Consider the following 19,214-nt stretch of genomic DNA (forward strand, 5'->3'; position numbering starts at 1 on the left):
CCCTCGCCACCCACAAATCACGCAATGCCCGGGCCGTTCGCGCCCGAAAGTCATCCGTAGCGGAATTTCTCCTGTTCCGCACCCCATCCAAAGGAACCACCATGTCTCTTGCCAGCCGTTTCTCCCGCCGCCCGCTCCTCGGCGCTGCCGCCGTTGCCGCCACCGCCTCGCTGGCCCTGACCGGCTGCGTTGCCGGTGAGGATTCCGAAGCCACCGCGGCCCAAGGCGGCGGCGATGGCGTGCTCAACATCGACTTCGCCACCTACAACCCGCTGAGCCTGGTCATTAAGGAAAAGGGCTGGCTGGAGGCCACCCTGGCCGACGAGGGCGTCGAGGTGAACTGGGTGCAGTCGGCCGGTTCCAACAAGGCCAACGAGGCGCTGCGCTCCGGAGCGGTCGACGTCGGCTCCACCGCCGGTTCCGCGGCGCTGCTGGCCCGCGCCAACGGCTCGCCGATCAAGACCATCAGCCTCTACTCGCAGCCGGAATGGGCCGCCCTGGTGGCGCTGCCCGACTCCGGCATCGAGTCCGTCGAGGACCTCAAGGGCAAGTCCGTGGCCGCCACCAAGGGCACCGACCCCTACTTCTTCCTGCTCCAGTCGCTGGAAGAGGCCGGCCTCTCCGCCGACGACGTCACCGTGGAAAACCTGCAGCACGCCGACGGTTTGACCGCGCTGAAGCAGGGCTCGGTCGACGCCTGGTCCGGCCTGGACCCGATCATGGCCGGCGCAGAACAGGACGGCGCCGAGCTGTTCTACCGGAACCTGGACTTCAACACCTACGGCTTCCTGAACGCCACCGAGTCCTTCCTGCAGGAGGAGCCGGAACTCGCGCAGGCCGTGGTGAACGCGTACGAGAAGGCCCGCGCCTGGGCCGCCGAGAACCCCGAGGAAACCGCGCAGATCCTCGCGGACGTCGCCGGCCTGGACCTCGAGGTCGCCACCAAGGTGGTCACGGAGCGCAGCAACCTGGACGTTGAAGCGGCCCCGGGCGAGAAGCAGCGCGCCGTGCTGGCGAAGGTCGGTCCGGCATTCGTCGAGACCGGCGACGTGAAGAGCCAGGCCGACATCGACGAGGCCCTCGCCACCCTGCTCGACGATTCGCTGGTGAAGCAGGCCGATCCGTCGGCCATCAAGGAATCCTGATGACGCACCTCGGTAATCCCGGCGCCTCCGGCGCCAGCGTTTACGCCACCAGTCAGGAAGGCCTCGCGGCCACCGGCGCCCCCAAAACCACGGGCGCGCCCCGGCCGGAACAGGACGGACCCTCGACCGAGCGCTCCCCCGCCAACGGATGGTCCCCGACCGGGGTGCTTGGCAACGGCTGGGCCCGCCTGCTCCTTGGCCTGCTGCTGCCCGCCGCCCTGCTCGCTGCCTGGCAGTGGAGCGCCTCCGCCGGCCTGTTCAGCTCCGTCCAGCTGCCGGCACCAGCGGCTGTCATCGAGGCCGCCGTCGACCTGATCCAGCGCGGCGAACTGGCCCAGCACGTGGCCATCTCCACCCAGCGCGTGCTGCTCGGCTTCGCTTTTGGCGCCGCCCTCGGCCTGGTCTTCGGCGCGCTGATCGGGCTGTCCAAGGTGGCCGATGTGCTGCTCTCCCCCACCATCGGGGCGCTGCGCGCGGTGCCGTCGCTGGCGTGGGTGCCGCTGCTCATCCTGTGGATGAAGATCGGCGAGGACTCCAAGGTCACGCTGATCCTGATCGGCGCGTTCTTCCCCGTGTTCACCACCGTCTCGCTGGCGCTGCGCCACGTGGACAAGAACCTGGTGGAGGCCGGCCGCGCGTTCGGGCTCAAGGGCGTCAAGCTGCTGACCACCGTGCAGCTGCCGGCCGTGGTGCCCGCCGTGTTCTCCGGCCTCCGGCTGGCCTTGGCCCAGGCCTGGCTGTTCCTGGTGGCGGCGGAACTGATCGCCTCCTCCATGGGCCTGGGCTTCCTGCTCACGGATTCGCAAAACAACGGCCGCACCGACCGGCTGCTGCTGGCCATCGTCCTGTTGGCCATCATCGGCAAGATCACCGACGCGCTCCTGGGAGTCGCGGAGAAATGGGCAGTCAAGAGATGGGCATAGAAGTAGCCGAAACCGCCGGCGGCCGCCGCGCCGTCGGGAGCACCGCCGTCGTCGGTCAGGAAGGCCCGACGCCGTACCGCGACCGGGTGACCGAATGGCCGGAGCCGCAGACCGAGGCCGAGCGGATTGAGTTCTGGGAGCGCGCGGCGGCCCGGCTTCAGTGGGCCGAGCCGTGGCACACCGCGCACTCCGCCACCCCGGTGGACACCGCCGCGCGGCGGGGGCCCGAGCTGCGCTGGTTCGACGGCGGCACGCTGAACGCCGCGGTCAACTGCGCCGACCGGCACGTCGAAGCCGGCTTGGGCGATAAGGTGGCGCTGCACTTCGAAGGCGAGCCCGGCGACCGCCGGACGGTTACCTACCGCGAGCTGCAGGAGCTGGTCTCGCAGGCCGCCAACGCGCTGCGGGCGCTGGGCATCGGCAAGGGCGACCGCGTGGTCATCTACCTGCCGGTGCTGGTGGAAACTGTGGTGATCACGCTGGCCTGTGCGCGGATCGGGGCGGTGCATTCGCTGGTCTTCGGCGGCTTCTCCGCGGAGGCCCTGAAGTTCCGGGTGGAGGACACCCGCGCCAAACTCCTGGTCACCACCGACGGCCAGTACCGCCGGGGCACCGCCGTCCCGGTCAAGGCCAACGCGGATGCGGCGGTTTCCGGCGAGAACGCGATCGAGCACGTGCTGGTGATCAACCGCACCGGCCACACGGACATCAACTGGGTGGAAGGCCGCGACGTGTGGTGGCACGACGTCGTCGAGACCCAGCCGCGCGTCCACGAGGCCGAGGCGTTCGACGCCGAGACGCCGCTGTTCATCATGTACACCTCGGGCACCACAGGCCAGCCCAAGGGCCTGGTCCACACGACCGGCGGCTACCTGACCCAGGCCTCGTTCAGCCACTCGTACCTGTTCAGCAACCCGGACCCGGACGCGCGCGCGGACGACGTGCACTGGTGCACCGCGGACCTGGCCTGGGTCACCGCGCACACCTACGAGATCTACGGTCCGCTGAGCAACGGCGTTACGCAGGTGATTTACGAGGGCGTGCCGAACGCCCCGCACCCCGGCCGGCACTTCGAGGTTATCGAGCGCTACGGCGTGACCAGTTACTACACCGCGCCCACGCTGGTCCGGTCGCTGATGGGCTGGTTCCCCGACGGCATTCCGGCCGAGTACGACCTCAGTTCCATCCGCCTGTGCGGCACGGTGGGCGAGGCCGTGAACCCGGAGGCCTGGCGCTGGCTGCGCACCCAGGTGGGGCGGGGTTCGCTGGTCGCCGGGGACCCGTCGTCGGGCGTGCCGATGGTGGATACCTGGTGGCAGTCGGAGACCGGGGCCACTGTGCTCTCGCCGCGCCAGACCGATGCGTCCTTCAAGCCCGGCTGCGCCACCCGCGCCTTGCCGGGGCTGGCCACGGACATCGTGGACGACGGCGGCGCCCGGGTGGGTGCCGGGGAGCAGGGCAACATTGTGGTCACCAGCACCGGGCCGGCGATGGCCCGGACGGTGTGGGGCAACCCGGAGCGCTACTTCACGTCCTACTGGGAAAAGTACGCGGCGCAGGGCTGGTTCCTTGCCGGCGACGGCGCCCGCTTCGACGCCGACGGCGACACCTGGATCCTGGGCCGGACCGACGACGTCATCAACATCTCGGGGCACCGGCTGTCCACGATCGAGATCGAGTCCGCACTGGTCTCACACCCGGCGGTGGTGGAGGCCGGCGTCTGCCCGACCTACGACGCGAAAACGGGACACGCGGCCACGGCTTTCGTGGTGCCGCGCGACAAGTCGCTGATCGGGACGAGGGTTGCGGGGCTGACGGCCGAGCAGGCAGCGGGGGCTGGGCAGGCCTACGGGCAGTCGGGTGCCGGCCGGACCGCCGAAACGGCGACGGCCGAGCAGGCTGCGGAAGCTGCGAAGCGGGCAGCGGCGATTGCGGCCTTGCGGGAGCACGTGGCCACTCAGATCGGGCCGATCGCCAAGCCCCGCGACGTAGTGTTCGTCCCCGACGTGCCCAAGACCCGCAGCGGCAAGATCATGCGCCGGCTGCTGACCCAGTTGTTCGAGGGGACGGAACTGGGCGACACCACCAGCCTGCAGAATGAACCGTGCATCGCGCAGATCCAGGCCATCTGCGACGCACGCTGAAGTTTTTTGCCTTCACCAGCCGTGCCACCGAGGCCGGCCAAAACTCCCCAAGTTTTGGCCGGCCGCTTGGCGTCACCGGCCGTTCGCTCCCACGTCTCAGCGGAGGCTCACGACGTTTCTCCTAGTCAGGGCGATATGACCCTTCCGAAACGAGGGAAGTTAGTCCTATACGTGGGAGCGAACCAGGCTGGTCCATCAGGCCGACCTCCGCAGCATCGTCAAGACCTCCGCGACAACGCGTTCCGGCGCGAAGACCAAGTCTTCGTAAACGTATCTAAGGGTAGGCAGCCCACTGAGCATGCCCGCATTGTTCCGTCTCCGGTCTTTGAGGAAGGTCGCGCGATCCCAGTGGAAATCGAATCCGTCCAGCTCAATGATGAGACGGCCTTCCACCAGCAAGTCCACCCGCCCGAGCCCCCGGATCAGCACCTGTGCTTCCACGTGGAGCCCGGCAGCGCGAAAGAGTTCCCGGGCAATGACCTCCAACGGCGAGTCGGCGTCATGGCCTATGCCCTGCACCAGCTGCCGCCGCAAGCCGTTTCGTGTTCCCGGCAGACGATCCATAAGCTCTGCCTTCGAAACCCGTCTTAGGCGTACCGCTGACTCGGCTATAACCAGCGCCTCCAAGCGCGGCCGGCAGCGGATTGCGTGCAGCACACAATCCAGGGTCCCTACGTAACCCCACCTCCCCTCAGCTGCGAGCCTGCCACGGTGCTTGATCACGGTCTCAGGTTGTCTGCCATGATCCGTCCAGAGATGCAATTGGGGCGGGTCTTTCACTGTCCAGAGTCCCAGCTCCCCGGCGGCCGAGACGCACGTGATGAGCCCGCCAGCCATCATCGCGATGCGCAGATCGGCATCCGCATTGGCAGTGCCTACTAGCCCCCGTCGAAGGGACGTCACGGCGCCCGACGCGATGGCCACCTTGATCGCATCCGGTCCGATGCCCGCCCTGCGCAGGTCCTTGACGAGGGCTGTTCCTCCTCTTTTCGCCACCCAGCCGGCGATCATTTCGGGAGTCTGCATGTAATCGAGGATGACCGCACCCTTCGGCCGCCACCACTGCCGGCCCGAAATTGTGGACATCGGATGACCAGCAATGAGTAGCGGCCGCCGAAGACCTGCGAAAGGACTGCGTCGCGCGCGCCGAAGGCTTCGCGGCCCAATTGAGTCAGCCAGTCCTCCGGCGGGGCCGCGAGAGGCTTCCCGGCTCGGCGTGGACCCGCTTACTCCTGACTCAAGGCGCGCACCAGCGAGTTAAACCGCTCGTTGGCGGCCAGGTCATCGATCAGGACCGCCGCCCCGTCGGGCCCGGCCAGCGGGATCCGCCAGTTCGGGTATTCGTCCGCGGTGCCCGGCTGGTTCTGGGTTCGAAGCTCCCCCACCGCGTCCGTGAGCGCAACGCCCAGCAGCACCGACGGGGTCTGCGTGATGAACGCGTGCAGCGCCTCGACGGTGCGTTGTTCGGCGGCGGGGCCGGCGCCGTCGTCGTGCTGTGGCGCGGCCGGCACCCGCGAGCGCACCGTGGAGAGCACTGCCTCTTGGGCTGCCTGGTCCAAAGCCCGTTCCTCCTCCACGGGCCGGTTCAGCAGGCCCAGCGATTCGCGCAACTCCACGTGCTTGCCCGCCAGGTAGCCGGCGGTGGGCGGCAGGTCGTGCGTGGTGACGCTGGTCAGGCAGGAACGGCGGTACCGCTCGGGTGCGCGGGGGCTGCCGTCCTCGTACTCAAACCACAGGATGGAGGTCCCCAGGATGCCGCGCTCGGCCAGGTAGTCCTGCACGCCCGGCTCGAACACCCCGAGGTCCTCACCAATGACGACGACGCCGGCCCGTTCCGCTTCCAGGGCGAGGATGCCGATCAAGGCCTCGTGATCGTAGTAAACGTAGGCGCCTTCGCCGGGAGGGCTGCCGGCGGGGATCCACCAGAGCCGGAACAGCCCGAGGATATGGTCCACCCGGATGCCGCCGGCGTGCCGCAGGATGGTCCGCAGCATGTCCCGGTAGGCAACGTAGCCGGATTCGGCCAGGCGGTGCGGATGCCACGGGGGCTGTGACCAGTCCTGGCCCTGTTGGTTGAACATGTCCGGCGGCGCGCCCACGGAGATGCCGGGGGTCAGCACATCCTGCAACGTCCAGGCGTCGGCGCCGGTGGGATGGACGCCGACGGCGAGATCGTGCACTATCCCGATGTTCATTCCCGCATCGAGGGCGCTGGCCTGCGCCGCCTCGAGCTGCTCGTCGCACAGCCACTGCAGCCATTGATGGAACTCGATGCGGTCCTTCAGCTCGCTGCGCTGCGCTTCGATGAACACGGCATCCGACCACTCCGGTGCCCCAGCCGGAACAGTTTCGGCCATGGCACACCACAGGGCAAAGCGCTCCAGCCCCTCGCCTTCCTGCGCGCGGAAGGCCTCGAACCGCTGCTGGCGTTCCGCGGACCGGGGCACAGCGAAGACCGTTTCCAGCGCCTGCAGCTTGGCCGCAAAAACCGGGTCGCGGTCCAGGATGCCGGCGTCCAGGTTCGCGTCGTGGAAGTTGTTGGCCAGCGGGATGCCGCTGGCTTCGGGCACGTCCTCGACCCGCAGGTACAGCGGATTGACGAACCGGCGCGTGGAGGGCAGGTAGGGCGAGGGCTCCACCGGCGGTTTCGGCTGGGCCGCGTGCAGCGGGTTGATCAGGACGAAGCCCGCGCCCTTTGCGGCAGCCGTCTCGGCGAGGCTGGCCAGATCATGCAGGTCGCCGATGCCCCAGGAGGACCGCGAGCGCACGGAGTACAGCTGTGCCATCAACCCCCACGTGCGGGGCAGGCGGTCCGCGGTGGTCAGGCGCCGCGGGGTGACCACGAGGGCGCACCGCGCCTCGCTGTCGGTTGGCTCCGGGGCCGCGCCGGTTCCGGGCTCCATCGATTCCGACCGGTCCGGGGCCGCGCCGGTCCCGGCCTGCATCACCTCCGGCATTTCCGGGGCTGCGCCGGTCCCGGCCTCCACCGCCTCCGGCCGCTCCGCTACCTCCAGCGTGTGCCAGCCCAGCGGGATGTCCGCCGGCACCACCGCCGTGAAACGAACAGGCGGGGCACCTTCCGCATCCTCCGACCCGCCGGCCAGCACCTCGACGTCGCGCCGGGAGCCGTCCTCCAGCAGGATCCGGACCCGCGGACGGACGCCGCGCCGCGCATTGACCGGAACCTCGGTGGCAGCGCCTTGGCGGACGACGACGGCGGGCGGCAGCGTGCGCTGCACCGGTGCCAGTTCAGCGGCCCGGAGGGAAGCCGTCACGTCGTCGTCGGTGGCACAGGGGACGCCCAGCGCGGTGAGGACGGAAACCAGCGTTGCCTCACTGACTGTTTTCTCGTCGCCATCCCAGCCGCGGAAGGTAATGCCAACGCCATGTTTTCCCGCGAGGCGCTGCAGCGCCGAAAGTTCAGCCATAGACCCAATCTACGGTGAACTGTCCGGACCCGGGAACGTTCGTCACGCCGGTACGGCGAAGGTCGTGGCTCCGACGCGCGGCGAGCACCGCCGTCGTGCCGGGCATTCGCAGGCCGGACAAACAGCGAGGCGTCGTCCGCAATTCCGAACGTCCAAAGCGTTCGCGAGGCCGGGCGGCGAAGGCGGGCACCGCCGTCGTACCGGGCCGCCGCAAGCCCGGGCATCCGCACGGCGTGCTGCCTCAGGGCCCGGGCGCCCACAGCCCGGACGCAACGCGGCTCAACATTTTTTGGTGCCGCGGCCGTTGGTTGCGAGAATGGACGGGACCATCCCGAGCGGTTGAGAGATCTGGCTCTTTGACACCGCAGCAACCATCCGGACGCCACCGGAAAGGTGCTACCGCCAGAAGCGATGGAGAGAGCGCAAGCAATCTTTGATCCAGACGGTGCCTGCCGGTGCCGCCAGGACCGTCATTCCGGGAACCCAAGTTTTGAAGGAGCAACCGCCTGATGGCTGAACGCACATTCGGTTTCCGCACCCGTGCCCTGCACGCCGGCGGCACGCCCGACGCCGAGCACGGTGCCCGGGCCGTACCGATCTACCAGAGCACCTCGTTCGTGTTCAAAGACACCGACGACGCCGCGAACCTCTTCGCGCTGCAGAAGTACGGCAACATTTACTCGCGCATCGGCAACCCCACGGTCGCCGCGTTCGAGGAGCGCATCGCCTCGCTCGAGGGCGGCATCGGCGCGGTGGCCACGTCCTCGGGCATGGCCGCCGAGTTCATCACCTTCGCGGCCCTGGCCGGGGCGGGCGATCACATCGTGGCCTCGTCCAAGCTCTACGGCGGCACCATCACCCAGCTGGACGTGACGCTGCGCCGGTTCGGCGTGGAGACCACGTTCGTCGACTCCAACGACCCGGCCGACTTCGCCGCGGCCATCGGGGAGAACACCAAGGCCGTCTACACCGAGATCGTGGCCAACCCGTCCGGCGACATCGCGGACCTCGCCGGCCTGGCCGCGGTGGCGCACGACGCCGGGCTCCCCCTGGTCGTGGACGCCACCCTGAGCACGCCCTACCTGATCCGTCCGATCGAGCACGGCGCGGACATCGTGATCCACTCCGCCACCAAGTTCCTGGGCGGCCACGGCACCACCCTGGGCGGCGTCGTCGTCGAATCCGGCCGTTTCAACTGGGGCAACGGCAAGTTTCCGCAGATGACCGAGCCGGTGCCCAGCTACGGCAACGTGTCCTGGTGGGGCAACTTCGGCGAGTACGGCTTCCTCACCAAGCTCCGGTCCGAGCAGCTGCGCGACATCGGCCCGTCGCTGTCGGCACAGTCCGCGTTCCAGCTGCTGCAGGGCGTGGAAACGCTGGCGCAGCGGATGGACGAGCACCTGGCCAACGCCCGCACCGTGGCCGAGTGGCTGGAAGCCGACGAGCGCGTCTCCTGGGTCAGCTACGCCGGCCTGCCCGGGCATCCGCATTACGAGCGGGGCCGGAAGTACCTGCCCAAGGGCGTGGGCTCCGTGTTCAGCTTCGGCGTCAAGGGCGGCCGCACCGCAGGCCAGAAGTTCATCGAATCGCTGCAGCTGGCCAGCCACCTGGCCAACATCGGCGACGCCCGCACCCTGGTGCTGCACCCGGGATCGACCACCCACCAGCAGCTCACCGCCGACCAGCTGGTGGCTGCCGGCGTGCCCGAGGACCTGATCCGCATCTCGGTGGGTCTGGAAGACGTGGACGACATCCTCTGGGATTTGGACCAGGCGCTGGCCGCCTCGCAGCAGGCCGGCGCCGAGCACGGCCCCAGCCGCGACCATGAGGACGCCGCGTTCGACAGCTCCGAGTTCGCCTCGCCCAGCTATGCCGGCGAATCCTGCACGATCCCGGCGGAGCGCTCCCCCCGGACAGAGCCCGGAACGCGCGTAGTCGAGTCCGTCGAAGAACTGATCGAAGCCGAAGAAGGAGCCGCCAAGTGACCGCGACACCGGAACGCACCTGGATCGGCCCGTCCGCCGCGGAGCGTCTGAACATCCTGCGCAACACCAAATCCATCGCCATTGTCGGCGCCTCGGACAAGCCGAGCCGGGCCAGCTACTTCGTGGCCACGTACCTGCTGTCCAGCTCGCCGTACAAGGTGTATTTCGTGAACCCGGTGGCGAAGGAGATCCTGGGCCAGCCGGTGTACAAGTCGCTGGCGGACCTGCCCGAGGTGCCGGACCTGGTAGACGTCTTCCGCAGGCACGACGACCTGCCCACCGTTTTGGAGGAAACCCTGGCCGTCGGCGCCAAGACGCTCTGGCTGCAGCTGGGCTCCTGGCACGAGGAGGTCGCGGCCCGGGCCGAGGCCGCCGGCTTGAACGTGGTGATGGACCGCTGCGTGAAGATCGAGCACGCCCGCTTCCACGGCGGCCTGCACCTGGCCGGCTTCGACACCGGCGTGATTTCCTCCAAGCGGCAGCTGACCGCCTAAAGGGCCGGCCGCCCCGAGCGCCTGCCGCCCCGCCGGCCTGCCGCCTCGAGCGCCTGCCGCCCAGAGGGCCTGCCGCACAGAAGGGCCTGCCGCCCCGCCCCTTGTCCCCCGGCCTTCCACGTGGAGGGCCGCGGGCGAGGGGTGGGTTTTTTCCTGCCCGGAAGTAGACGGAAAGAGCCTTCAAGGATTTCCCCAAGGTCCTCGTCGGATGCTGTGGCCAGCCACACATCACTCGACTAGGGGGAGTCACCGTGTTTACTGCACCAACCGATTTACAACCGGGGAGGGGCACCGGACGTGCCGACAAGGGGAGGCCATCCTTCCCCCAAAAAGTCACGGCCGGGCTCGCCGCGCTGGTGCTGGGCGCGGGCGTGCTGCCCTCCGCCCTCGCCCCCGCGGCGTTGGCAGCGCCGGTAGGCCAAGGCCTGACCCTCAATGCCGGGGACATGCGGTTCATCCTGAAGCAAATTAAGATCGCGGAAAACCACGCCACCAAGGAAGACGCCGAGGGCAGGCCCGTGCCGGGCCAGCCGCTCCTCGGCCCCGGCCCCAACCAGATAGCCAATCCGCTGCTGCCCTACGGGCTGCGCACGGTGGACGGGTCCGACAACAACCTGGTGCCCAACCAAGGGCACTTCGGCGCCGCCAGCCTGCCCTTCCCGCGGCTGGCAGAACCGGAATGGCGGACCACCGCCGGCGGGCAGTCGTACAAGTCGGTCAACGTTCCGATGATCCGGGACGCGGACCCGCGCTTCGTCAGCAACGTCATCGTGGACCAGACCTCCACCAATCCGGCCGCGATCGCCGCGGCCGGCAAGGCGCACCGGACGGTGAACGACGGCCCCACGGCAGTCCCCTGCGACGACGAGGGCCTGCCCCTGAACTGTGTTCCCGACGGCGAGACACTCGACATCCCGAATGTCACCACCGACTTCGGGCTCTCGCCGCCCTACAACGGCTTCTTTGCCCTCTTCGGCCAGTTTTTCGACCACGGCATCGACTTCACCAAGAAGACCAGCAACGTCGTCATGATGCCGCTGGCCAAGGACGATCCGCTGTACGTCGAGGGCTCGCCCACGAACTTCATGCTGCTCAACCGGGCGGAGAACCAGCCCGGCCCCGACGGCAAGCTCGGCACCGACGACGACGTCCAGGACGCCACGAACACGGACTCTCCGTGGGTTGACCAGAGCCAGACCTACTCCTCGAATCCGTCCCATCACGTCTTCCTCCGGGAGTACGAGCTCAACGAGAACGGCGACCCGGTCTCGACCGGCGAACTGACCGAAGGCGAACCCGGCGGCATGGCAACCTGGGCGGACATCAAGGCCCAGGCCGAGTCCATGCTCGGCCTGAAGCTCTCCGACGCCGACGTCGTGAACATCCCGATGCTGGCCACCGACCAGTACGGGCGCTTCCTGCGCGGCCCCAACGGGCTGCCGCAGTACATCACGCAGGACAAGCAGTTCGTGGAAGGGAACCTGGAGAACCCCGTCGCGCCGCCGGCGGATGTCCAGCGGATCGGCATCGCGTTCCTGGACGACATCTCCCACTTCGCGGCACCGATCGACTCGCGGGGCGCGGCCCTGGCACCCGACGGGGACGACGGCATCACGCCCACCAGCGGCCGGCAGGACCCGGGCACCTACGACGACGAAATGCTCGACGCGCACTTCGTTGGCGGCGACGGCCGCCTGAACGAGAACATCGGCCTCACCGCCGTCCACCAGGTCTTCCACTCGGAGCATAACCGGCTGGTCACCTACATGGAAGAACTGCTGACGTCCCTGAACCTGGACCTGAACGAGTGGAAGCTGCCCAACGGCGAATGGAACGGGGAGCGCCTCTTCCAGGCCGCACGGTTCGTGACGGAGATGGAGTACCAGCACATCGTCTTCGAGGACTTCGCTCGCAAGATCCAGCCGGGCATCAATCCGTTCAATGTCTTCACCCAGTCGGACACGGCGATCGACCCGGCGATCGAGGCGGAGTTTGCCCACGCGACCTACCGGTTCGGTCACTCCATGCTGACGGACACCGTGGATCGGAAGACCAACAGCGGAGCCGACATCGGTCTCCCGCTGCTGGACGCGTTCCTGAATCCACCGGCCTACTACGCCAACGGAGACAGCACGATGACGCCCGAGCAGGCGGCAGGCGCGATCGCGATGGGCATGACCGACCAGGTGGGCGCAGAGCTCGACGAGTTCGTCACCGACACGCTGCGCAACAGCGTGCTCGGGCTGCCCCTGGACCTGGCCGCGCTCAACATCGCCCGCGGCCGGGAGACCGGCGTCCCGTCGCTGAACAATTTCCGCAAGGACCTCTACGCGAAGACCAGCGAGTCGTCCCTGAAGCCCTACAGCAGCTGGGTGGACTTCGGGCAGGCGCTGAAGCATCCGGATTCGGTGGTCAACTTCATGGCCGCTTACGGCACGCATCCCAGCATCACCGGGGCGACGAGCATCGAGGCCAAGCGCGCGGCGGCGCAGAAACTCTTCGACATGAGCCCCGACCCGGCGGCCGAAACTCCGGCCGATGCCTACGATTTCGTCAACAGCAACGGGGAGTGGGAGAACGACGGCGCCGCCTCCAGGACCGGTTTGGACACGGTCGATCTGTGGGTGGGGGGCCTGGCCGAAGCCCAGAATCTCTTCGGCGGGCTGCTCGGCTCCACCTTCAATTACATCTTTGAACGCCAGATGACGGACCTGCAGGACGGGGACCGGCTCTACTACCTGTCCCGCACCTCGGGCCTGAACCTGCGGGCCCAGCTCGAAGGCAACTCCATGGCCGAGCTGGTGATGCGCAATACCGACGCTTCCGCGCTCAAGGCCGACGTCTTCGGCGTCGCCGACTGTGAGTTCGAGATGGGCAACATCACCGGCACCACGGGCAACAATGTGGCCGATGATCCCGCCTCGGCCTGCGACGAGTCAGCACTGCTGCTCCGCATGGCGGACGGCACCATCCGCTACCGCGTCTCCAACAGCGTGGACCGCCCGGGCCTCAACGCCCAGGCGACCTACAACGGCAAGGACGATGCCGGCGGCGCAGACGGGACGGACCGGATCTGGGCCGGCGTCGACAACGACACCGTCTGGGGCAACGGCGGCAGTGACATCATCGAAGGCAACGACGGCGCGGACACCCTCCTGGGCGGCGCCGGCAACGATCGGATCACCGACTCCCACGGGGACGACGTGATCAAGGGCGGGCCGGGCAACGACGCGATGGACGCCGGCCCCGGACTCGACGTGATCATGTCCGGCGACGGAGACGACTTCTCCAACGGCGGGCTCAACGGCAACCAGACCTTCGCCGGCGAGGGCAATGACCTCGTGATAGCCGGCGACGGACCGGACACGGTGTTCGGCGGCGGCGGCGATGACTGGCAAGAAGGCGGCAACGCGAACGACCTGCTCCAGGGCGACAGCGGTGCCCCGTTCTTCGACGACATCAACAACCCCGGCCACGACGTCCTCATCGGCGACAGCGGCGAGGACGACTACGATGCCGAGGGCGGTGACGACGTCATGGTCGCCGGTCCCGGGATCGAGCGCAATCACGGCGTCTACGGCTTCGACTGGGTGACCCACGCCCGGTCGGTCGAAGCAGCCGATTCCGATATGCGCATGATCGTCGTGGAGGGTCCGAACGCGCTCAAGGACCGGTTCCTGCTGGTCGAGGCCCTCTCCGGCTGGGACAAGGACGACGTCTTGCGCGGCGATGACGTGATTCCGGCCGAGCCCGACAACGAGGTGGCGGTCCCCGGCCTCAGCAATGTGCTGGACGCCGAGGGCATCAAGCGGATTACCGGCCTGGCCGAGCTGCTGCCCGCCGGTGCCACCGAGTTCGGCGCCGGCAACATCATCATCGGCGGCTCCGGGAGCGACCAGATCTGGGGCAACGGCGCGGATGACGTCATCGACGGCGACAAGTGGCTGAACGTGCGGCTCAGCGTACGCGACGCTCAGGGCGCTGAACTGCGGTCAGTCACCAGCCTGAAGACCATCCAGGCCGATATTATGGCCGGCCGGATCGACCCGGGCGACGTCGTCATCGTGCGGGAAATTCTCAACAGTGCGGCTTCGACCGACATCGACACCGCCAACTTCTCCGGCGCGCTCGATGAATACGACATCACCACCGTCGACGGAGTCACGACCGTCGCGCACGTCCGCGGCGGCGGGGACGACGGCACCGACACCATCACCAATGTCGAGCGCCTCCGGTTTGCCGACCAGACCATCGAGCTGACGGATACCGAAGCCCCCACGGTGACGGACCGCGCTCCTGCTGACGGGGCAACCGGCGTGGCCGTCGGGGTCGACATCACGGCAACCTTCAGCGAGGACGTCCAGGGGATCTCCGGGACGACGGCCACGCTGACGGCCGCGGAAGCAACGGCACCGACCGCCGCCACCGTGACCTACGATCCGGTGACCCGAACGGCGACGCTCGACCCGGTGGCGGACCTGGCGATCGACACGGTCTACACCGTTGCGCTCACCAGCGGCATCCGGGACGCGGCGGGCAACCCACTCGCTGCCACCAGCTGGTCGTTCACCACTGCCGGACCGGCTCCATCGGTGACCGGGCGCAGCCCGGACGCGGACGCCACGAACGTGGCCACCAACAGCAACATCACCGCCACCTTCAGCGAACCGGTGACCGGAGTCGACGGCACCACCTTCCGGGTCACCAACGCGGCCGGCACGGCAGTGACCGCAACCGTCAGCTACGACGACGCGACCCGCACGGCTACCTTCGACCCCGCCAATCTGCTGGCCAACCGCACCTATACCGTGCAGCTGACCGGCGGCATCCGGGATCTGCAGGGCAATGCCCTGCCGGCCACTACGTGGAACTTCTCCACCGAGGCCGCACCGGTTATCACCGAACGGACGCCGGCGGCGAACGCCACCGACGTGGCCACCAACAGCAACATCACCGCCACGTTCAGCAAACCGGTCACCGGAGTCGACGGCACCACCTTCCGGGTCACCAACGCGGCCGGCACGGCAGTGACCGCAACCGTCAGCTACGACGACGCAACCCGGACGGCTACCCTCGACCCCGCCAATCTGCTGGCCAGCCGCACCTACACGGTGCAGCTGACCGGCGGCATCCGGGACCTTTCGGGTAACCCGATCACGGCCACCACGTGGAGCTTCACCACCGAGGCCGCACCGGTCATCACCGAACGGACCCCGGCGGTGAACGCCACCAACGTGGCCACCAACAGCAACATCACCGCCAGGTTCAGCAAACCGGTCACCGGAGTCAACGGCACCACCTTCCGGGTCACCAACGCGGCCGGCACGGCAGTGACGGCAACCGTCAGCTACGACGACGCGACCCGGACGGCTACCCTCGACCCCGCCAACCTGCTGGCCAGCCGCACCTACACGGTGCAGCTGACCGGCGGCATCCGGGACCTTTCGGGTAACCCGATCACGGCCACCACGTGGAGCTTCAGCACCGAAGCCGCGCCGGCCATCGCCGGACGGACCCCGGCGGTGAACGGCACCAACGTGGCCACCAATGGGAACCTGACGGTGACGTTCAGCGAACCGGTCCGAGGCGTCAGCGCCAGCACGGTGACGCTGAAGACCGCCGCAGGCACGGTTGTACCGGCGACGGTCAGCTACAACTCTGCGAAGCGCACGGTCACCGTGACTCCCAAGGCGATTTTGCCGAGCAGCACCCGCTTCACGGTGAGCCTCAGCAACGGCATCACGGACGTCAACGGCAACCGCCTGGCGGCCTCCAGCTGGAGCTTCACGACGGAAAGCCGCCCCACGGTGTCCAAGCGGACGCCGGCAGCCGGAGCCACGTCGGTCAGCCGGAGCGGCAACGTGTACGTGAAGTTCAGCGAGGCTGTCTCCGGAGTCAGCGGGTCCAGCTTCAAGCTGGTCGACAGCAAGGGCAAGACCGTTTCGGCCAAGATCAGCTACAACTCGAGCACCAAGACGGCAACCCTGAACCCGTCGAGCAACCTGAAGGCCAATGCCAGCTACAAGGTTCAGCTGAGCAGCAGCATCAAGGATGCCTCGGGCAACCGGCTGTCGGCCACCAGCTGGTCCTTTCGAACCGGACGGTAAATAACCGCCTCAACCAATAGAGTCCAGGCTTCGGAGTAATCCGGGGCCTGGACTCTGTTCGGGCCCAGGAGCCTCGAGGCCCACCGGCGTCAACACATCCCCGACCACCGGGATGACAGAAGCCGCGCCACAGCTTGTTGGGGGGTTAAGCTCTGGCGCGGCTTCCTCATCTACGTAATCGCGGCCGGATACGGAAAAGTTACGGGTTGGGTGAAAACTTTCTCGAAAATATTTTTGACCGCCCCCGGCCGCCCCTCCCGGCCGCCGCCCGGCCGCCGCAGCATCAGTGCGCCGAGACGATCTCCACCGTGTTGGTGAGCCGCCGGTTTTTCAGCACCGGCAAAAACTCGCGCACCTCGTCGATCCGGCGCCTGGTCACGTCAACGGTGACCACGCCGCGGAGTTCGTCGTCCAGGAAGCCCTTCGGGATGCCCATCGGGTCCAGGATCGCCGAATGGCCCACGGTGTTGGTGCTCGACGTGCCGGCCGCGGCCACCCAGCAGGTGTTCTCGATGGCACGGGCGCGCAGCAGCGTTTCCCAGTGGTCGATCTTGTGGTCACCCTTGAACCAGGCGGCCGGAACGCAGAGTACGTCGGCGCCCTCCGATGCCAGCGCGCGGGCGAGCTCGGGGAAGCGGAGGTCGTAGCAGGTAAGCACCCCGAAGTTCAGGTCGCCCAGCTGCACGATCTTCAGGCCGCCGTCGCCGGGCTTGATGCGCTTGGACTCCTGGTACGAGAACGCGTCGTAGAGGTGCAGCTTGCGGTAAGTGTCGACAATACGGCCGGTGGCGTCGACGATCACCAGCGTGTTGTACGGCCGTTCCTCGCCGCTGGATTCGTAGCCGCCGGCGATGATCGCGATGCCGACTTCGGCGGCGATGAAGGACAGCTGCTGCACGAACTTGGTCCAGTTGGCGTCCACGGCCGCGGCCAGGTCGCCCTCGACGTGGCGCACGGTGAACATCGATTCCTCGGGAAACACGACCAGCTCGGCGCCGTCGGCCTTGGCTTCTTCCGCTAGCGAGCGCACCGTCTGGAGGTTCTCGGTCACGTCCCCGCTGGGGTTAAGCTGTCCGACGCTGATCTTCATGATGCGCTCCCGTCTTGATGGCGGTGTATGTCCTTCCAGCCTACCTAAGACCAACTCGCCGGGCGCTTCGAGGAACGCGGAGGATTCACAGCCCGACGGCGGCGCACCTGCTCAGTGGTTACCGGCGCCACCCCTTTTGCTGACTCGCGGAGTGCCCCGGCAATCCGGGCCTGCCCTGCAATGCCGGCGGCTTGCCGAGTTATCCGGCACTCCGGTCGGCGTCAGCGGCTACCGGCGCAGCGCAGGATCGCCTCGACGGAGCGGTCGGCGTCTTCTTCCGTGGTGGACCAGTTGCAGACGCTGATCCGCATGGCGGCCTTGCCGTGCCACGTGGTCCCCGAGAGCCAGAGTGTTCCGTCCTCCTGCACCCGGCGCACTACCTCGCGGGTGAAGTCGTCCGGGTCTGAGCCGTCCTCCGGCGTGAACCGGACCAGCACCTGGTTGAGCACCACCTCGTTGAGGATCTGCACGCCGTCCGCCTCGACCAACCGCCCGGCCATCCGCGATGCCAGCGAACAGCAGCACCCCACGAGGTCCGCCACCCCCTCGCGGCCGAGCGTCCGCAGCGCGGCGTAGGCCGGAAAGCCGCGGGCACGGCGGGAGAACTCCGGCACCCACGCAACCTCGTCCCGTTCGGCCCCGTACTCCAGGTAGGCGGCATGCGGCGGGGACATGGTGCGCTGGTGCACCTCGGCGTCGCGGACAATGGCCACGCCGGAGTCGTACGGGACGTTGAGCCACTTGTGCGCGTCGGTGGCCCACGAGTCGGCCAGGTCCACGCCGTCGAGCAGGTGCCGGTACTCCGGGCTGGCGGCTGCCCACAGCCCAAACGCGCCGTCGACGTGGATCCAAGCGCCGTCCCGCCGTCGTACACGGTCCACCGCCGGCCGGATGGGATCGAAGGACCCGGTGTTCACATTGCCGGCCTGCAGGTTGACGATCAGCGGCATGTCGGCGGGAATCCGGTCCAGCACGGCGCCGAGCGAGTCCAGCGTGATGCGGCCCTGCGCGTCGGTGGCCACCGAGTAGACCCTGCGGCGACCCAGGCCCAGGTACTGCAGCGCGGTCAGCACGGTGCTGTGGGCTTCTTCCCCTACGACGACGGCGATCTCCGGCGCGCCGAACAGGCCGTCGCCCACTACGTCCCAGCCCATCCGTTCCAGCACTGCCGTCCGTGCCGCAGCCAGGCAGGTGAAGTGGGCCATCTGGCAGCCGGTCACCAGGCCGAAGCCGGAATCCGCGGGCAGCCCGAACAGGTCCAGCAGCCAGGCACCCACTGCCTCTTCCACCACGGAGGCGGCCGGGCCGGCCACATACAGCCCGGCGTTTTGGTCCCAGGTGGAGGTCAGCCAGTCGGCGGCGAGCGCTGCGGGCTGGGCGCCGCCGATCACGAAGCCGAAGTAGCGCGGACCTGCCATCGCCACGGCGGCCCGCCCGCCGACGTCAGCCAGGTGCTCAATGACCGCCTGCGGGTCTTCTCCCTGCCGCGGCAGTTCTCCCGCCAGCTCGCGGTGCAGGGCATCCACATCCAGCCCCGATTTCACCGGTCGTCCGGGCAGGGATTGCAGGTATTTTGCCGCCAGCTCGGCCGTGCGGTGGAGAAGTTCGTCGTCCGCCATGACGAGCATGTTACGCCGCGGCCCCGCCCTGCGACAGGCGGGGGCAGGAACACGCTTGCCGCGGGCAGATCTTGCAGCAAGCAGGGCAGATCCCGGCACTCATGGGCCGGCCAGGATGGCGTCGGTGGTCCCCGGCCCGAAGCACAGAAAGGGGCGCGGACATCGCTGCCCGCGCCCCGCCGTCGTCTTCTATTGGTGTCCGTTGAGGCCTTAGCCCCGTGCCCCGCCGTCGCCATCCAGCGGTGAGGGCCCGACGGCGCACCGGACGCACCGCCGTCG

At 68.2% G+C, this 19,214-nt stretch carries 10 protein-coding genes and 1 riboswitch; of the genes, 6 read left to right on the forward strand and 4 right to left on the reverse strand.

Features of this window, described 5'->3' with window-relative positions; genetic code table 11:
• Positions 1 to 101: 101 nt before the first annotated feature.
• From AC5RW2_RS20200 to AC5RW2_RS20210, 3 genes are read left to right on the forward strand one after another with little or no spacing between them, the layout of a single operon-like run.
• On the forward strand, positions 102 to 1,145 hold the full coding sequence (locus tag AC5RW2_RS20200; RefSeq protein ID WP_494074379.1) for an aliphatic sulfonate ABC transporter substrate-binding protein: 1,044 nt from the start codon (positions 102 to 104) through the stop codon (positions 1,143 to 1,145).
• Positions 1,145 to 2,068, forward strand: coding sequence for an ABC transporter permease (locus tag AC5RW2_RS20205; protein ID WP_494024834.1), 924 nt, complete (start codon positions 1,145 to 1,147; stop codon positions 2,066 to 2,068). The genes AC5RW2_RS20200 and AC5RW2_RS20205 overlap by 1 nt, the downstream gene beginning before the upstream one ends.
• Positions 2,044 to 4,212, forward strand: coding sequence for an acetate--CoA ligase (locus AC5RW2_RS20210; RefSeq protein WP_494074380.1), 2,169 nt, complete (start codon positions 2,044 to 2,046; stop codon positions 4,210 to 4,212). The genes AC5RW2_RS20205 and AC5RW2_RS20210 overlap by 25 nt, the downstream gene beginning before the upstream one ends.
• 195 nt (positions 4,213 to 4,407) lie before the next feature.
• On the opposite strand, the gene AC5RW2_RS20215 is transcribed toward AC5RW2_RS20210, so the two are convergent.
• Positions 4,408 to 5,238, reverse strand: coding sequence for an endonuclease domain-containing protein (locus AC5RW2_RS20215; RefSeq protein ID WP_494074381.1), 831 nt, complete (start codon positions 5,236 to 5,238; stop codon positions 4,408 to 4,410).
• Positions 5,239 to 5,438: 200 nt separating this feature from the next.
• Positions 5,439 to 7,640 carry a 4-alpha-glucanotransferase gene (gene malQ, locus AC5RW2_RS20220; RefSeq protein WP_494074382.1) on the reverse strand — a complete coding sequence of 734 codons (2,202 nt, stop codon included), beginning with the start codon at positions 7,638 to 7,640 and terminating at the stop codon, positions 5,439 to 5,441.
• 323 nt (positions 7,641 to 7,963) lie between these two features.
• Positions 7,964 to 8,058, forward strand: a riboswitch (SAM riboswitch).
• A 91-nt stretch (positions 8,059 to 8,149) separates the two neighbouring features.
• Between malQ and AC5RW2_RS20225 the strand changes: the two genes are divergently transcribed.
• The 3 genes from AC5RW2_RS20225 (at position 8,150) to AC5RW2_RS20235 (ending at position 16,226) form a co-directional block, all read left to right on the forward strand.
• Positions 8,150 to 9,625 carry an O-acetylhomoserine aminocarboxypropyltransferase/cysteine synthase family protein gene (locus AC5RW2_RS20225; RefSeq protein ID WP_494074383.1) on the forward strand — a complete coding sequence of 492 codons (1,476 nt, stop codon included), beginning with the start codon at positions 8,150 to 8,152 and terminating at the stop codon, positions 9,623 to 9,625.
• On the forward strand, positions 9,622 to 10,119 hold the full coding sequence (locus tag AC5RW2_RS20230) for a CoA-binding protein (protein ID WP_494013300.1): 498 nt from the start codon (positions 9,622 to 9,624) through the stop codon (positions 10,117 to 10,119). The genes AC5RW2_RS20225 and AC5RW2_RS20230 overlap by 4 nt, the downstream gene beginning before the upstream one ends.
• A gap of 251 nt (positions 10,120 to 10,370) precedes the next feature.
• On the forward strand, positions 10,371 to 16,226 hold the full coding sequence (locus AC5RW2_RS20235) for an Ig-like domain-containing protein (RefSeq protein WP_494074384.1): 5,856 nt from the start codon (positions 10,371 to 10,373) through the stop codon (positions 16,224 to 16,226).
• Between the two features lie 283 nt (positions 16,227 to 16,509).
• On the opposite strand, the gene AC5RW2_RS20240 is transcribed toward AC5RW2_RS20235, so the two are convergent.
• Together AC5RW2_RS20240 and AC5RW2_RS20245 are read right to left on the reverse strand one after the other, a co-directional pair.
• Positions 16,510 to 17,316, reverse strand: coding sequence for a carbon-nitrogen hydrolase family protein (locus AC5RW2_RS20240; protein ID WP_494023864.1), 807 nt, complete (start codon positions 17,314 to 17,316; stop codon positions 16,510 to 16,512).
• Between the two features lie 221 nt (positions 17,317 to 17,537).
• Complete coding sequence (locus tag AC5RW2_RS20245) at positions 17,538 to 18,935, reverse strand: pyridoxal phosphate-dependent decarboxylase family protein (RefSeq protein ID WP_494074385.1); 1,398 nt, start codon at positions 18,933 to 18,935, stop codon at positions 17,538 to 17,540.
• Positions 18,936 to 19,214: the final 279 nt, after the last annotated feature.

Source organism: Arthrobacter sp. B0316-1-20 (genome assembly GCF_059091865.1).

Bases quoted from the DNA above. Each gene is read 5' to 3' on its own strand.
- AC5RW2_RS20200 (WP_494074379.1), top strand. From the start codon at position 102: ATGTCTCTTGCCAGCCGTTTCTCCCGCCGCCCGCTCCTCGGCGCTGCC.
- AC5RW2_RS20205 (WP_494024834.1), top strand. From the start codon at position 1,145: ATGACGCACCTCGGTAATCCCGGCGCCTCCGGCGCCAGCGTTTACGCC.
- AC5RW2_RS20210 (WP_494074380.1), top strand. From the start codon at position 2,044: ATGGGCAGTCAAGAGATGGGCATAGAAGTAGCCGAAACCGCCGGCGGC.
- AC5RW2_RS20215 (WP_494074381.1), bottom strand. From the start codon at position 5,238: ATGCAGACTCCCGAAATGATCGCCGGCTGGGTGGCGAAAAGAGGAGGA.
- malQ (WP_494074382.1), bottom strand. From the start codon at position 7,640: ATGGCTGAACTTTCGGCGCTGCAGCGCCTCGCGGGAAAACATGGCGTT.
- AC5RW2_RS20225 (WP_494074383.1), top strand. From the start codon at position 8,150: ATGGCTGAACGCACATTCGGTTTCCGCACCCGTGCCCTGCACGCCGGC.
- AC5RW2_RS20240 (WP_494023864.1), bottom strand. From the start codon at position 17,316: ATGAAGATCAGCGTCGGACAGCTTAACCCCAGCGGGGACGTGACCGAG.
- AC5RW2_RS20245 (WP_494074385.1), bottom strand. From the start codon at position 18,935: ATGGCGGACGACGAACTTCTCCACCGCACGGCCGAGCTGGCGGCAAAA.